This window comes from Thauera sp. (genome assembly GCF_035444905.1).
GTDB lineage: Bacteria > Pseudomonadota > Gammaproteobacteria > Burkholderiales > Rhodocyclaceae > Thauera.
In genome coordinates this window covers 72,978-87,450 of the sequence record NZ_DAOMPS010000006.1, presented here as the reverse complement: position 1 = coordinate 87,450, position 14,473 = coordinate 72,978, and the positions used below count along the sequence as shown (strand labels likewise).

Below are 14,473 nucleotides of genomic sequence, written 5' to 3'. Positions count from 1 at the left end.
ACATGGAAAAGCCCGTTCACGTCTTCAATGAGCTGTTCTTGCAACTCGGTCTGCCCAACGACGGCGACGCCATCGAGGCCTTCATCAAGGCGCACTCGCCCTTGCCCGAGAGGGTGAGGATCGCCGACGCCCCCTTCTGGACCACGGCTCAGGCGGCCTTCCTGAGAGAGAAACTGGCCGAGGACGCAGACTGGGCCGAACTGGTCGACCAGTTGAGCGCTGCGTTGCGTTGAGCCCGACCATCCAGATCCTCAACGACGCACCCGACAAGCTGTCCCCCGCCTCGGACCTGTCCTCTCCCGAACGTCTGTAGGCGGCTGCACTCGCTGCGACCGGGCCCGCCGTGCAGGCACTCGGTCGCCGCGTGATGCGGCGCACTGCGCCCTCTCTCCTCGCCCTCTCTCCTCGCCCTCTCTCCTCGCCCTCTCTCCTCGGCCTCTCTCCTCGGCCTCTCTCCTCCCCCTCTCACCGCACATCGCAGCGAGAGGCAGGCGACCCGCAGCGCCACATCGCGATCGCCCACCGCCTCCCCGCCCTCGTGTTAATGCCATTAACACGCATACCGTCGCCATTCACAAAACTCCCCTCGGTGTTAACAACCAATCCCTATGATCGGGGTGTGGTTTTTGAGCCGAGCACGCCTATGCTGCAGAAGGATCGCCCGGCACACCCTTGAGTTCGAGCGCGGTTCCAGCGCGGTTGTCGTTCGGTGAATGTGTGAACACGGAGACTGAGACGTGAATGATCAAGCAAGCGGGCGTTCCGCCCCGTCCGGTGCAGAGGCACCGGGACGCAAGAACGAGTGGCCCAAGTTCTTGCTCCTCGCCTTCGTCGGGCTGCCCGTCACGATGACGCTGGCGATCGCGGCCTACGGATTCGTGGTGTGGTTTCTGCAGATCCTGTTCTTCGGCCCGCCGTCCTGATCCCTCCATGCCGTGCGCAAGGCAGCGCGACGCGGCCCCCCGCCCAGGAATCGGACAACACGCAGGAGCAACATCATGAAAAAGTTACTTCGGTCCATCGCGGACCTCTTCCTCAAGCCATCGGTCAGGATCGGCCTTGGTGTACTCGTCACCGGTGGCTTCGTTGCCGGCGTGCTCGCCTGGCAGGGCTTCAATGTCGCCATGGAAGCGACTAACAAGGAGGAGTTCTGCCTCAGTTGCCACACCATGCACGACAACCTGTTGCCCGAGCTGCAGAAGACCGTGCATTGGAACAACCGCAGCGGCGTACGCGCACGCTGCCCCGACTGCCATGTGCCCCACGACTTTACCGACAAGGTCGCGCGCAAGATGCAGGCGAGCCGCGAGGTGTGGGGCCATCTGATCGGCACCATCGAAACCCGCGAGAAGTTCAAGGAGCATCGCCTCGTGCTCGCGCAGCGCGAATGGACGCGCTTTGCCGCCAACGGCTCGAAGGAATGCCGCGCCTGCCATGACTACAAGGACATGGATTTCGACAAGATGCGCCCCGCCTCGCAGGTTGCGATGCGCAAGGCCGCGGAGCGCAACCAGAGCTGCGTCGACTGCCACAAGGGCATTGCCCACCAGTTGCCCGAGATGAAGGGCGCGCGCAACCCGGCCTTCGACACCCTGGTGTCCTCGGCCGCCTCGCAGCGGGTGAGTCCGGGTGAAACCTACTATCTCGTCGTGCCGCAGGAGCTGTTCGCCGACGAAGGGCTGACCCAGCGCATCGGCTCGATCGAGGTTGGCGCCCAGGTCAAGGTGCTGGAAGCCAAGGGCGACGCCCAGCGTGTCGAGCTCACCCTGTGGCGCAAGAACAAGGGCTACGGCCGCGTCTGGTACAGCCACTTCGGCCTCAACATCACCAGCACCATCCTCGACCGGGAGGTGGCACGGGACGAGCGCTTCGTGAAGGTGCTCGACACCCGCGAAGACCCGATGACCGGTCTCGAATGGCAGCAGGTCACCGCGACCGCCTGGATGCGCAAGGGCAGCGTGCTCGACAGCGTCGAGCCCGTATGGACGATCGCCCGCTCGAGCTACAACGCGAGCTGCAGCGTGTGCCATCGCCAGCCCGACGAGGCGCACTTCGACGCCAACACCTGGCCGGGTCTGTTCGGCGGCATGGTCGGCTTCACCAGCATGGATGACGACACCGCCCGCGTGGTGCTCAAGTATCTCCAGACCCATTCGTCCGATTTCAGCGCGTCGCATCACGGCACCGGTTCGCCCGATTCCGCCCTGCAGACCGCGCGTCCCTGATCAGGAGTTGAACACCATGAACTACTCTCGGCGAGGTTTCCTCAAGGCCATGGCGGCCATGTCGGGCAGCGCGCTGGTCGCGCCCGGCCTGCTCACCGCCCGCGCCGCCCATGCTGCCGGCGAGGCGGCAAGCATCAGTGACGACATCACCACCTGGAAGGTCACCGGCTCGCACTTTGGCGCCATCCGCGCCAAGGTGGTCGGCGACCGCGTGATCGAGGTCCGCCCCTTCGAGCACGACAAGCATCCGACGGAGATGATCAACGGCATCATGGGCCTGATCTACAGCCCGTCGCGCGTGCGCTACCCGATGGTGCGGCTCGACTGGTACCGCAAGCGCCACCTCAGCGACACCAGCCAGCGCGGCGACAACCGCTTCGTGCGGGTGAGCTGGGACGAGGCGCTGGACCTGTTCTACGAGGAGCTCGAGCGCATCCAGAAGGACCACGGCCCGTGGGCGCTGCACACCGCCGGCGTAGGCTGGCGCTCGGTCGGCCAGGTGCATAGCTGCGGCAACCACATGGTGCGCGGCATCGGCATGCACGGCCGTAGCGTGGGCACCATCGGCGACTATTCGACCGGCGCCGGGCAGATGATCCTGCCCTACGTGCTGGGTTCGACCGAGGTCTATTCGCAGGGCACGTCCTGGGACGTGATTCTGCAGGAGAGCAAGCTTGTCGTGTTCTGGGCCAACGACCCGATCAAGAACCTGCAGGTGGGCTGGAACACCGAGACCCACGAGTCCTACGCCTACTTCGAGCAGCTCAAGCAGAAGGTCACCGACAAGTCGATCCAGGTGATCTGCATCGACCCGGTCAGGAGCAAGACGCTGAACTACCTCGGCAGCGCCGAGCACCAGTACATCAACCCGATGACCGACGTGCCGCTGATGCTCGCCATCGCGCACACCCTGGTGAAGGAAGGCCTGCACGACCAGGAGTTCCTCGACACCTACACGCTGGGCTTCGACCAGTTCCTGCCCTACCTCGAAGGCAAGACCGAGGACCAGGTCGAGAAGACGCCGGAATGGGCGGAGAAGATCTGCGGCGTGCCTGCAGAGCGCATCCGCGAGCTCGCCCGCCTGATGGCCAGGCACCGCACCCAGCTCGTCTTCGGCTGGGCGGTGCAGCGCCAGCAGCACGGCGAGCAGCCCTACTGGATGGGCGCGGTGCTGGCCGCCATGCTCGGCCAGATCGGCCTGCCCGGCGGCGGCATCAGTTATGCGCACCACTACAGCTCGGTGGGCGTGTCCTCGTCGGGCGCGGCCATGCCCGGCGCCTTCCCGCTCAACCTGGACGAGGGCCGCAAGCCCAAGCACGACAACACCGACTACAAGGGCTACAGCGCGGTGCTGCCGATCGCCCGCGTCATCGACGCCCTGCTCGAACCGGGCAAGGAGATCGACTTCAACGGCGGCAAGGTCAAGCTGCCACCCTACAAGATGGCGATCTTCAGCGGCTGCAACCAGTGGCACCGCCAGCCCCAGCGCAACCGCATGAAGGAAGCCTGGCGCAAGCTCGAGACCGTGGTCGCCATCGACTACAACTGGACCGCTACCTGCCGCTTCGCCGACATCGTCCTGCCCGCGTGCACGCCCTTCGAGCGCAACGATATCGACGGCTACGGCTCGTACAGCAACCGCGGCATCATCGCGATGCAAAAACTCATCGACCCGCTATTTCACTCGCGCCCCGACTTCGAGATCTTCCGCGGCCTCACCCGGCGCTTCAACCGCGACGCCGAGTACACCCGCGGAATGGACGAGATGCAATGGGTGGAGAAGATCTACGAGGACTGCCGCAAGGAGAACGGCCTCAAGGACATCGCGATGCCGCCCTTTGCCGAGTTCTGGAAGAAGGGCTACGTGATGTTCCCGGAGGGCAAGCCCTGGGTGCGCCATGCCGACTTCCGCGACGACGCCGAGGTCAACGCGCTCGGCACGCCGTCGGGCTTCATCGAGATCTTCAGCCGCAAGATCGACCGCTACGGCTACGCCGACTGCAAGGGCCACCCGGTGTGGATGGAGAAGGCCGAGCGCTCGCACGGCGGCCCCGGCTCGGACCGCTTCCCGCTGTGGTTGCAGTCGGTGCACCCGGACAAGCGCCTGCACTCGCAGCTGTGCGAATCCGAACCGCTGCGCGAGACCTATGCCATCGCCGGCCGCGAGCCGGTGTTCATCGGCCCCGAGGACGCTGCTGCACGCGGGATCCGGCATGGCGACGTGGTGCGCGTGTTCAATGACCGTGGCCAGCTGCTGGCCGGCGCGCACGTATCCGACAACTTCCCGCGCGGCGTGGTGCGCATCCAGGAAGGCGCCTGGTACGGCCCGACCGGGCCGGAGATCGGCGCGCTCGACACCTACGGCGACCCCAACACGCTGACGCTCGACATCGGCACCTCCAGCCTGGCCCAGGCCACCAGCGCCAACACCTGTCTGGTCGAGATCGAGAAGTTCGTCGGCACGCCGCCGCCGGTGACGTCCTTCGGCGGCCCGATCGAGGTCGATCCGGAAGGCCGGGAGGTGAAGGCATGACGGACGCGCATGCACGAGCCGGCGGCGTCGGGGCCGCCGACGCTGCGGCCCTCTCCGCCGCGGAGTGGCAGTTCGCCAGCACGCAGCGCGCCGGGCTGTACGGCTGGTTCTCCCGGCTGTACGCACAGGAAGTTCCCGAGGACTTGTACCGCGCCCACTTCGCCGAGGGGGGCTTCGCCCCCTTTGCGGGGCTGGCCGAGCTCGGTCTCGCCGCCGAGGTGCAGCGCCTGGACGCGGCCATCGCCGCCCTGCGCGCCGAGCAACTCCCGCGCCTGGAACTGGCGGCGGACTTCGCCCAGCTCTTCCTGCTCGACGGCAAGACCAGCGCCCTGCCCTACGCCTCGGCCTACGAAGGCAAGGACGCCGCCTCGCCGCTATACGGCGCCGCCGAGGCGCGCATGCGCGAGTTCCTCGCCGCGTGCAACCTCACCCTCCAGGCCGGCTTTCGCGAACCGGCCGACCACCTCGCCGTACCCTTGGCGCTGATGGCCGAGCTCGCGCAGAAGGACGCCGCGGTGGGCGACATCGCCCAATCCGCTGCTGCCCAGGCGGCCTTCCTGCACAGCGCCCTGCTCGACTGGCTGGCGCGCTTCGTCGATCGCTGCCGGCAGGCCCGACCGCGCTTCGATGTCTATCCCGCGCTGGCCGCATTGCTGCTCGGCTTCGTGCGCGCGGACGCGCTGTTTCTGGAGGATGTTGCCAGGGGCACGCAAGCAGACGCAGCCTGACCCGCAGGCAGCAGCACCGGCAGGACCAGCCGCACGCCGAGCTGAATTGCCGCGCGGGCATGCCTGCAAAGCTCGGCATGCCCGGCCAGCGGCAGCGACCAGGAGGGCTTGCACGCCGACCACGAAGCACGGAGACTTCGAGCGCGCCGCGGCGAGCGCAATCATGGCGAAGACTGGCATGGCAGCGAATCACGAGGACAGGCGCCAGTACGCGGTATCGACAGCCCTGCTGTTCGAACGATGTCGTGACGCCTTGTCGGAATGCGGCTTCACCATCGAGCGCGTCGTGCCGGCCGAAGGCCGCATCGAGGCGAGTGCCGGCGTCAACTGGAAGTCCTTCGGTGAAACCATCGAGCTCACGGTGCAGGATGGCACCGTCCATGTGCGCAGCAGCTGCAAGGTAAGCACGACGGTGTTCGACTTCGGTCTCAACAGGCAAAACGTCGAGGCGATATTCAGGGCGCTGGAGTCCTCCCTCGCCCGACGACCGCCGGGCGGCGGCGACACGGTGGTGGCACCCTCTCCCTCTCCCCTGCGAAGCCCAGATCCGCGAACTCGACGAGGCTCTCAAGACCGTCTCCGCAGCCGACCTGAAGGGCTTCAGGGAGGAGATCGACCACTACGCCGCAATCCGGCGCACGATCGCCGAGCTCACCTCCATCCTCGGCAACATGAATACGCTTTCGCCGCAGCTGCACAGCGAAAGCGACTTTGCCGCGCTGGTCGATTGCGTCAACGCAAGGCTGACCGCGGAGGAGTCACGACGGACTGGCGCGAGCGGCAGGCTCAGCGCCCCGCCCTCCTCGACACCGACGTTGCCGCCCGCCGGCAGCGCGGCGGCGGACGTGACTGCGCCCACTTCCCGGACTCCACGCAGGGACAAGCCGACAGTGGCCACCGATCGACAAGCTGTATAAACTTTCAGTCTTCAAGGAAGACTGACCATGACTCACGATCAGATGACCCTGTTCGCGGCACCGACCGCGCCCACGGAGTCGCCGTCCGCCCGCCGCAGGGCCGTCCGCAAGCCTGCGGGGACTCGGAGCCGCGCCGGCCATGACGCGGTGCGCGCGCCAGTGGCACAGCAGGCCAGCACCGGGCGGCACGACCCACCGGACGCCACTTTGACCAAATTCGGCAGTGCCGGCACGGCAGGCCCGGAAGTCCCGGCGCCCCAGCCCCCCATCCCCCTTTTCGACACCACGCCGCCCATGACCGAGATGCACGACACCCGCCCCCCCGCCATCGACGATGCCCCCAACGCCATCCGCAGCGATCGCCTGTGGCAACTCGACGGCTGGACCGCGCGCGTGATCAAGAACGAGGACGACGACGGCTGGGCGGTGGAGATGCTCAAGGACGGCGAGGCCGAACCCGCGCTGGTCGGCCCGTGGACCATGGGCCGCGACAAGAAGAACCCCAAGCCGCTCGACCAGGCCGCCTTCAGCACCCTGGTGAAAACCGCGACCGAAGTGCTGCAGCGCCACGCCCAGCAGGCGCACGCCCTGTTGCACAAGTCGCTGACGGTGTTCGCGCTCGATGCCCAGTGGGAGGTTCGCCTCGACATCACGCCCGACGAATACGAGCCCTTTGCGACCCTGAGCGCCTTCGACGAGGCGGGCGATGAAGTGGCACAGGTACGGGTGTCGCCCGGTTTCCGCCTCAATGCCAGCAGCGCGAGCGCCTGGATCCTTGGCGGCTTTGCGCGGCCAGGCGGCAAGGACAACATCGACTATTGAGGCGGACGGGCCGGGCGCATGGCGACCAGGCCCCGATGCTCGCTGCAAAAACTGCGCCTCGCCTTGCCGGGTCGAAAAGGCCGCGCCGGAGGGCATGCGAAAGCCTTATCCTAGTCGGCAAGTGCAGCGCCGCAGCAGGATCCCCTGCCACCGCCGCGCTGCGCGCAAACGAATGAGGCTCGAATGCCCGGCCAAGAAAGGTGCCGCATGGCAGACGCCGGATTGTCGCTGGCGCACGGACCGGCAGCGCGGATCGACGATGGCGTGCGCGCCGCCCTGATGCCCGCGGCAGCGCCGGCGCTGGCTCATGGCCGGCCGTGGCCGCTTGGCGCAAGTCCGGCCGTCGAGGACGGAGTGGCGGGGCTCAACTTCGCCGTGTGGGCGCCGGATGCCGATGCGCTCGAGCTGTGTCTGTTCGACGAAGCCGGCCGCGAGGAGCGCTGCCGCCTGCCGCTTCCCGTGTGCAGCGAGGGCGTGTGGCACGGCTTTGCGCCCGGCGCCGGGCCGGGCCTGGTGTATGGGCTGCGCGCCCACGGGCCGTGGGCGCCACAGCTGGGCCACTGGTTCAATCCGGCCAAGCTGCTGCTCGACCCCTGGGCGCAGGAGGTGGTGGGCGGTTACGGACGCCAGGGGCCGGGCGAGCCCGAAGACCCCTTACTGAGCGCCGAGCTCGATCTGTTCCACGCCTGCCGCGCTGAGGGCACGCTGGCCCCGGATGCGCGCGACAACGCCGCCGTAGCGCCGAAGGCCCGCGTGCCGGCACCGCCCGCGCCACGCCCGCGCCCGCCGCGCCCCGCCGTCGCGCGCGAACGCATGGTCATCTACGAAGCCCATGTGCGCGCCCTCACCCAGCGCCACCCCGACATCCCGTCCGCGCTGCGCGGCAGCTACGCGGCGCTCGCCCACCCGGTGATGCTCGCCCACTACCGCAGCCTGGGCATCACCACCCTGTGCTTGCTGCCGCTGCACTTTCGCGCCGACGAGGCCGCCCTGCAGCGGCGCGGCCTGGCCAACCACTGGGGCTACGCGCCGCTCGCCTGGCTGGCGCCAGAGACCCGCTACTGGAGCGGCCGCACCGGCACCACGCCTGCCGCCGAGCTGATCGAGGCCATCGACACCCTCCACGCCGCCGGGCTGGAAGTGGTGCTCGACGTCGTCTTCAACCACACCGCCGAGCTCGACGCCGCCGGGCCGATGCTGTCGCTGCGCGGCCTGGTCAATGCGCGCGCCTACCATCTGCTACCAGGCAATGCGGCGCACTACCAGAACTGGACCGGCTGCGGCAACAGCGTCAACCTGGCCGAAGCGCGCATGGTCGAGCTGGTGCTCGGCGCCCTGCGCCAGTGGGCGGACCACTACCGGGTGGATGGCTTTCGCTTCGACCTCGCCACCACGCTCGGCCGCGACCGCCACGGCAACTTCAACCGCGACGCCGGCCTCTTCGCCGCGATCCAGGCCGACCCGCGACTGGCGGGCCTCAAGCTGATCGCCGAGCCCTGGGACATCGGCGCCGGCGGCTACCAGCTCGGCGCCTTTCCCGCCGGCTGGGCGGAATGGAACGACCAGTTCCGCGACACGGTGCGCGCATGGTGGCTGCGCGGCGCGGGCGATCGCGGCCTGTTCGCCCATCGCTTCGCGGCCTCGGCCGCACAGTTCCACCACGGTCGCCGGGCGCCTACCGCAAGCGTCAATTTCCTCACTGCGCACGACGGCTTCACGCTGCGCGACCTGGTCAGCTACGAGCACAAGCACAACCACGCCAACGGCGAGCACAACCGCGACGGCCAGCATCACAACGCGTCGTGCAACTGCGGCGTCGAGGGTCCCACGATCGATGGCGCCGTGCTCGCCCTGCGTGCCCGCCTGCAGCGCGCCCTGCTCACCACGCTGCTGTGCGCACAGGGCACGCCGATGCTGCTCGCCGGCGACGAGATCGGCCACAGCCAGCGCGGCAACAACAACGCCTACTGCCAGGACAACGACACCACCTGGCTGGATTGGGCTGGCGCCGACGAGGCCTTGCTCGCTTGCGTGCGCCGCCTGCTCGCGCTGCGCGCCGCGCTCCCGGCGTTGCACCAGGCCGACTGGCTGCGCGGGCCGGAACGGGGCGGCACGCCCACGGTAATGTGGCTGCGTCCGGACGCCACCGCGCTCGATGCCGGGCACTGGGCCGATCATGCCGAGCGTGGGCTCGCGATCCTGCTCTGCCCGCCGGGTGCCGGCGAAGCCCGCGTCCTGTTGCTGCTGAATCCCGCCACCGCGGCGGCCGCGTTCCGGCTGCCTGCCGGCCGCTGGCACCCGGTCTTCGACAGCAGCCAGGCCGACGGGGCGCCGCTCGATCCGCCGCCGCTGGGTGTCGACGGCGGCTCGGTACACACCGCGCCTGCCCACGGCGTAACGCTTCTCCTTGATCGGCGCCCGGCTGGCCACCTCGCCGGCGATTTGGCGCCGATTGCAGCCGACAAACGCACTGCGCACCACAGTTCCGACACCATTGCGGCATCAGCCGCGCTTCAACCCTCCTCAATCGAACCCTGAAGCCATGAGTATCCAGACCGTCGCCACCCACCCCTTCGCCGGCCAGCGCCCCGGCACCTCCGGCCTGCGCAAGAAGGTCGCCGTCTTCCAGCAGCCGCACTACCTCGAGAACTTCGTTCAGGCGGTGTTCGACACCCTGCCCGGCCACGCGGGCCAGACCCTGGTGCTGGGCGGCGACGGCCGCTTCCACAACCGCGCCGCGGTGCGCACCATCCTGCGCATGGCGGCGGCCAATGGCTTTGCCCGGGTGCTGGTGGGCTGCGGCGGTCTGCTGTCGACGCCGGCGGTGAGTGCGGTGATCCGCCGCCGCGCCGCCTTCGGCGGCCTCATCCTGTCGGCCAGCCACAACCCCGGCGGGCCGGACGGCGACTTCGGCATCAAGTACAACGCCGCCAACGGCGGCCCCGCGCCGGAGAAGCTCACCGAGGCGATCTACGCGCGCAGCCTGGAGATCGCCGAGTACCGCATCGAAAGCGAAGGCGAGGACCTCGACCTCGACACCCTGGGCGCGCGGCCCTTGGGTGGCATGATCGTCGAGGTGATCGACCCGGTGGCCGACTACGGTGAGCTGATGCAGCAGTTGTTCGACTTCGACGCCATGCGCGCCTGGTTCGCCGCCGGCCACCGCATGAGCTTCGACGCCATGAGCGCGGTCGGCGGCCCCTACGCGCGCGCCATCCTCGAAGGCCAGCTCGGTGCCCCGGCCGGCACGGTGGTCAATGGCGAACCGCTGGAGGACTTCGGCGGCCACCACCCCGACCCCAACCCGGCGCACGCCACCGCCCTGATCGCGGCGATGTCCGGCCCCGATGCACCCGACTTCGGCGCGGCCTCGGACGGCGACGCCGACCGCAACATGATCCTCGGTCGCGACTTCGTGGTGACGCCCTCCGACAGCCTGGCGGTGCTTGCCGAGCACGCCACGCGGGTGCCCGGCTATCGCGCCGGGCTCGCCGGCATCGCGCGCTCGATGCCGACCTCGCGCGCCGCCGACAAGGTCGCTGCGGCGCTCGGCATCCCCTGCCACGAGACGCCCACCGGCTGGAAATTCTTCGGCAACCTGCTCGACGCCGGCCAGGCCACGCTGTGCGGCGAGGAAAGCTACGGCACTGGCTCGAATCACGTGCGCGAGAAGGACGGCCTGTGGGCGGTGCTGTTCTGGCTCAACCTGCTCGCCGCCACCGGGCGCTCGGTCGAAGACCTCGTGCGCGCGCACTGGGCACGCTTCGGCCGCCACTATTACTCGCGCCACGACTGGGAGGGCATCCCCAGCGCGCGCGCCGACGCGCTGATGGCCGAACTGCGCGCGAGCCTGCCGGCGCTGGTCGGGCGCGACTGCGGCGGCGGGCTGCGCATCGCCAGCGCCGACGACTTCTCCTACACCGACCCGGTCGATGGCTCGGTCAGCACCCGCCAGGGCGTGCGCCTGCTGTTCGCCGACGGCAGCCGCATCGTGTTCCGCCTGTCGGGCACCGGCACCGAAGGCGCCACGCTGCGCGTCTATCTGGAACGCTACGAGCCCGACCCCGCCCGCCACGACCAGCCGGTGCAGCAGGCGCTCGGCGCGCTGATCCGCATCGCCGACGAGCTCGCCGGCATCCGCCGCCACAGCGGCATGGGCACAGCGAGCGTAGTGACCTGAAGCGCCCGCCACCGCTGAGCACCGAGCGCTCGGGCAGCACGTCCATAGGACGCCAAGCCCGCAGACCGCCGTTCAGCCGGCCGCAGGCCTGCATGTCTCGCTGCAGATCGAACAGCCCGACCAGGAGCCGTCACCATGCACTTCGAAGCCCGCCACCAGCGCCGCCGGATCGCCCGCCGCACCCTCGCCCTGGTGCTCGCCGGCGGACGCGGCTCGCGCCTGTGCGACCTCACCAACGTGCGCGCCAAGCCCGCGGGGCACTTCGGCGGCAAGTTCCGCATCATCGACTTCGCCCTGTCCGACTGCACGGACTCGGGCCTGCGCCGAATCGGCGTCATCACCCAGTACAAGTCGCACTCGCCGCTGCACGATTCCCGAAGGCCTGGTGATCAGCGAGGATGCAGCACTCGACGCGCGCCGCTTTCACCGCACCGAGAACGGCGTGGTGCTGGTGACCCGCGACCTGCTGGACAAGCTCTGATCCGCCCGATGCCGCCTCGAGAACCGTCGCTCACCGCAGCGCTGCCTTCAGCACCCGCGATGCAGCCCGCGTGCTGAGCCCCCTTCCCCCGAAACGCTACGCTCCCGCCCCATGGATCTCGCCCAATTCACCCACCAGTACGACCACCTGTCGACCGACGTCGAGTCGCTCAAGCGTGCCATCGCCAACAAGCTGATGTACCAGGTGGGAAAGAACATGGAATCGGCCCAGCCCGAAGACTGGCTGCATGCCGTGGCCTACGCGGTGCGCGACCACCTGGTCGAGCGCTGGATGAAGACCACGCGCGCGAGCTACGCACAGGACGTCAAGCGCGTCTACTACCTGTCGATGGAGTTCCTCATCGGTCGCAGCCTGGGCAACGCCATGCTCGCGCTGGAGCTCGTCGGCCCGGTGCGCCAGGCCCTGCGCGAGCTCGACGTCGACCCCGACAGCCTGCCCGAACTCGAGCCCGACGCGGCGCTCGGCAATGGCGGCCTGGGCCGGCTGGCGGCCTGCTTCCTAGACTCGATGGCCACGCTCGGCCTGCCCGGCTTCGGCTATGGCATCCGCTACGACTACGGCATGTTCCGCCAGCAGATCATCGACGGCCAGCAGGTCGAGGTGCCCGACTACTGGCTCACCCACGGCAACCCGTGGGAGTTCCCGCGCCCCGAGATCCAGATGCGCGTGCGCTTCGGCGGCCATCTGGAGGAACAGGGCGACACGGTGCGCTGGGTCGGCACCGAGGACGTGCTTGCCATGGCGTATGACTCGATCATTCCCGGCTACGGCACCGAGGTGACCAACACACTGCGCCTGTGGTCCGCGCGCGCCACCGACGAGATCGACCTCTCCGCCTTCAACCGCGGCAACTACTTCGGCGCGGTCGAAAGCAAGAACCACTCGGAGAACGTCTCGCGCGTGCTCTACCCGGACGACTCCACGCTGTCGGGCCGCGAGCTGCGCCTGCGCCAGGAGTACTTCTTCGTCTCGGCCAGCATGCAGGACATCCTTCGCCGCCACCGCGTCGGCCATGGCGACTTCGACACCCTGCCGGACAAGGTCAGCATCCACCTCAACGACACCCATCCGGTGCTCGCGGTGCCCGAGCTGATGCGCCTGCTGGTCGATGAGCACGGCCTGGCCTGGGACCACGCCTGGGCGCTGTGCCAGCGCGTGTTCTCCTACACCAACCACACCTTGATGCACGAGGCGCTCGAGACCTGGCCGCTCGACATGCTGGGCCGCGTGCTGCCGCGCCACCTGCGCATCATCTTCGACATCAACGCGCGCTTTCTCGCCGAGCTCACGAACCGCTTCGGCCACGATGTGGAGCTGATGCGCCGCGTGTCGCTGATCGACGAGCACGGCGAACGCCGCGTGCGCATGGCCTACCTCGCGATCCTCGCTTCACATTCGGTCAATGGCGTGTCGGCCCTGCATTCGGCGCTGATGCGCGAATCCATCTTCGCCGACTTCGCCCGCATCTGGCCGCAGCGCTTCAACAACAAGACCAATGGCGTCACCCCGCGGCGCTGGCTGGCCCACGCCAACCCTGCACTCGCGGCGCTGATCGACAGCCGCATCGGCCCCGGCTGGCGGCGCGACCTCGACCAATTGAAGGGCCTGCGAGGCCTGCGCGACGACGGCGATTTCCTGCAGGCGCTGCGCGCAGTCAAGCACGCCAACAAGCTGCGCCTGGCGCACTGGATCGGCGAGCACCTGGGCATCCACATCGACCCGGCGGCGATGTTCGACGTGCACGTCAAGCGCATGCACGAGTACAAGCGCCAGTTGCTCAACGTGCTGCACCTGATCACGCGCTACCAGCGCATCCTCGACCAGCCCGAGGCCGCGCACGTGCCGCGGGTGGTGATCTTCTCGGGCAAGGCGGCGTCCGCCTATCAGATGGCCAAGCTGGTGATCCGACTGATCAACGACGTCGCCGCGGTGATCAACGCCGATGCGCGCGTCGGCAAGCGGCTGAAGGTGGTCTTCGTCCCCAACTTCAGCGTGAGCCTGGCCGAGTTGATCATCCCCGCGGCCGACCTGTCCGAACAGATCTCCACCGCCGGCACGGAGGCCTCGGGCACCGGCAACATGAAGCTCGCCCTCAATGGCGCGCTGACCATCGGCACGCTCGACGGCGCCAATGTCGAGATCCGCGAGCAGGTGGGCGACGACAACATCTTCATCTTCGGCCACAGCGCCGCCGAGGTCGCCCACATCCGCAACGGCGGCTATCAACCGCGCCAGTACTACGAGCGCGACGCGCAATTGCGCAAGGCGCTCGACGCCATCCGCGCCGGCGTGTTCAGCCCCGGCGAGCCGGGCCGCTACCAGCAGATCTTCGATGTGCTGGTGAACTGGGGCGACCACTACCAGCTGCTGGCCGATTACGCGAGCTATGTGCAGACCCAGGCCAGGGTCGATGCCGCCTACCGCAACCCGGAAGACTGGAGCCGGCGCAGCCTGCTCAACATCGCCGGCATGGGGGCGTTCTCGTCCGACCGCACGATCGACGAGTACACGCGCACGATCTGGCACACCACGCCGGTGCACCTTGAGCCCAGGACCCGCCTTTGAG

General features: G+C 68.5%; 13 protein-coding genes. 10 read left to right on the top strand and 3 right to left on the bottom strand.

What is annotated here, in order from left to right; translation table 11 throughout:
• Positions 1-2: 2 nt before the first annotated feature.
• From PLC66_RS04580 to torD, 5 genes are all read left to right on the top strand, one after another.
• On the top strand, positions 3-233 hold the full coding sequence (locus PLC66_RS04580; RefSeq protein ID WP_324538063.1) for a DUF2789 domain-containing protein: 231 nt from the start codon (positions 3-5) through the stop codon (positions 231-233).
• Positions 234-737: 504 nt separating this feature from the next.
• Positions 738-923: a periplasmic nitrate reductase, NapE protein gene (locus PLC66_RS04575; protein WP_324538062.1), complete on the top strand. Its 186-nt coding sequence runs from the start codon at positions 738-740 to the stop codon at positions 921-923.
• Positions 924-998: 75 nt separating this feature from the next.
• Positions 999-2,225 carry a pentaheme c-type cytochrome TorC gene (torC, locus tag PLC66_RS04570; protein WP_324538061.1) on the top strand — a complete coding sequence of 409 codons (1,227 nt, stop codon included), beginning with the start codon at positions 999-1,001 and terminating at the stop codon, positions 2,223-2,225.
• A 16-nt stretch (positions 2,226-2,241) separates the two neighbouring features.
• Complete coding sequence (gene torA / locus PLC66_RS04565) at positions 2,242-4,758, top strand: trimethylamine-N-oxide reductase TorA (RefSeq protein ID WP_324538060.1); 2,517 nt, start codon at positions 2,242-2,244, stop codon at positions 4,756-4,758.
• Complete coding sequence (gene torD / locus PLC66_RS04560) at positions 4,755-5,486, top strand: molecular chaperone TorD (RefSeq protein ID WP_324538059.1); 732 nt, start codon at positions 4,755-4,757, stop codon at positions 5,484-5,486. Before torA ends, torD begins: the two co-directional genes overlap by 4 nt.
• Before the next feature lie 189 nt (positions 5,487-5,675).
• On the opposite strand, the gene PLC66_RS04555 is transcribed toward torD, so the two are convergent.
• Positions 5,676-5,894 carry a hypothetical protein gene (locus PLC66_RS04555; RefSeq protein WP_324538058.1) on the bottom strand — a complete coding sequence of 73 codons (219 nt, stop codon included), beginning with the start codon at positions 5,892-5,894 and terminating at the stop codon, positions 5,676-5,678.
• A 211-nt stretch (positions 5,895-6,105) separates the two neighbouring features.
• Positions 6,106-6,345, bottom strand: coding sequence for a hypothetical protein (locus PLC66_RS04550; protein ID WP_324538057.1), 240 nt, complete (start codon positions 6,343-6,345; stop codon positions 6,106-6,108).
• Between the two features lie 352 nt (positions 6,346-6,697).
• On the opposite strand from PLC66_RS04550, the gene PLC66_RS04545 reads away from it, so the two are divergent.
• From PLC66_RS04545 to PLC66_RS04535, 3 genes are all read left to right on the top strand, one after another.
• Complete coding sequence (locus tag PLC66_RS04545; protein ID WP_503012180.1) at positions 6,698-7,225, top strand: hypothetical protein; 528 nt, start codon at positions 6,698-6,700, stop codon at positions 7,223-7,225.
• A gap of 207 nt (positions 7,226-7,432) precedes the next feature.
• Positions 7,433-9,763, top strand: a complete 2,331-nt coding sequence (gene glgX, locus PLC66_RS04540; RefSeq protein ID WP_324538055.1) for a glycogen debranching protein GlgX — start codon at positions 7,433-7,435, stop codon at positions 9,761-9,763.
• 4 nt (positions 9,764-9,767) lie between these two features.
• Positions 9,768-11,405: an alpha-D-glucose phosphate-specific phosphoglucomutase gene (locus PLC66_RS04535; RefSeq protein WP_324538054.1), complete on the top strand. Its 1,638-nt coding sequence runs from the start codon at positions 9,768-9,770 to the stop codon at positions 11,403-11,405.
• A 72-nt stretch (positions 11,406-11,477) separates the two neighbouring features.
• On the opposite strand, the gene PLC66_RS22870 is transcribed toward PLC66_RS04535, so the two are convergent.
• A complete protein-coding gene (locus PLC66_RS22870) occupies positions 11,478-11,762 on the bottom strand; it encodes a hypothetical protein (RefSeq protein ID WP_324538117.1) in 285 nt (94 codons plus the stop codon).
• Between PLC66_RS22870 and PLC66_RS22865 the strand changes: the two genes are divergently transcribed.
• Positions 11,643-11,963 carry a hypothetical protein gene (locus PLC66_RS22865; protein WP_324538112.1) on the top strand — a complete coding sequence of 107 codons (321 nt, stop codon included), beginning with the start codon at positions 11,643-11,645 and terminating at the stop codon, positions 11,961-11,963. The genes PLC66_RS22870 and PLC66_RS22865 overlap by 120 nt on opposite strands.
• Positions 11,964-11,997: 34 nt before the next feature.
• Positions 11,998-14,472, top strand: a complete 2,475-nt coding sequence (locus PLC66_RS04520) for a glycogen/starch/alpha-glucan phosphorylase (RefSeq protein ID WP_324538053.1) — start codon at positions 11,998-12,000, stop codon at positions 14,470-14,472.
• The last annotated feature ends 1 nt before the right edge of the window (position 14,473 follow it).

Coding starts and splice junctions, on each gene's coding strand:
- PLC66_RS04580 (WP_324538063.1), top strand. CDS start 3: ATGGAAAAGCCCGTTCACGTCTTCAATGAGCTGTTCTTGCAACTCGGT.
- torC (WP_324538061.1), top strand. CDS start 999: ATGAAAAAGTTACTTCGGTCCATCGCGGACCTCTTCCTCAAGCCATCG.
- torA (WP_324538060.1), top strand. CDS start 2,242: ATGAACTACTCTCGGCGAGGTTTCCTCAAGGCCATGGCGGCCATGTCG.
- torD (WP_324538059.1), top strand. CDS start 4,755: ATGACGGACGCGCATGCACGAGCCGGCGGCGTCGGGGCCGCCGACGCT.
- PLC66_RS04545 (WP_503012180.1), top strand. CDS start 6,698: ATGACCGAGATGCACGACACCCGCCCCCCCGCCATCGACGATGCCCCC.
- glgX (WP_324538055.1), top strand. CDS start 7,433: ATGGCAGACGCCGGATTGTCGCTGGCGCACGGACCGGCAGCGCGGATC.
- PLC66_RS04535 (WP_324538054.1), top strand. CDS start 9,768: ATGAGTATCCAGACCGTCGCCACCCACCCCTTCGCCGGCCAGCGCCCC.
- PLC66_RS04520 (WP_324538053.1), top strand. CDS start 11,998: ATGGATCTCGCCCAATTCACCCACCAGTACGACCACCTGTCGACCGAC.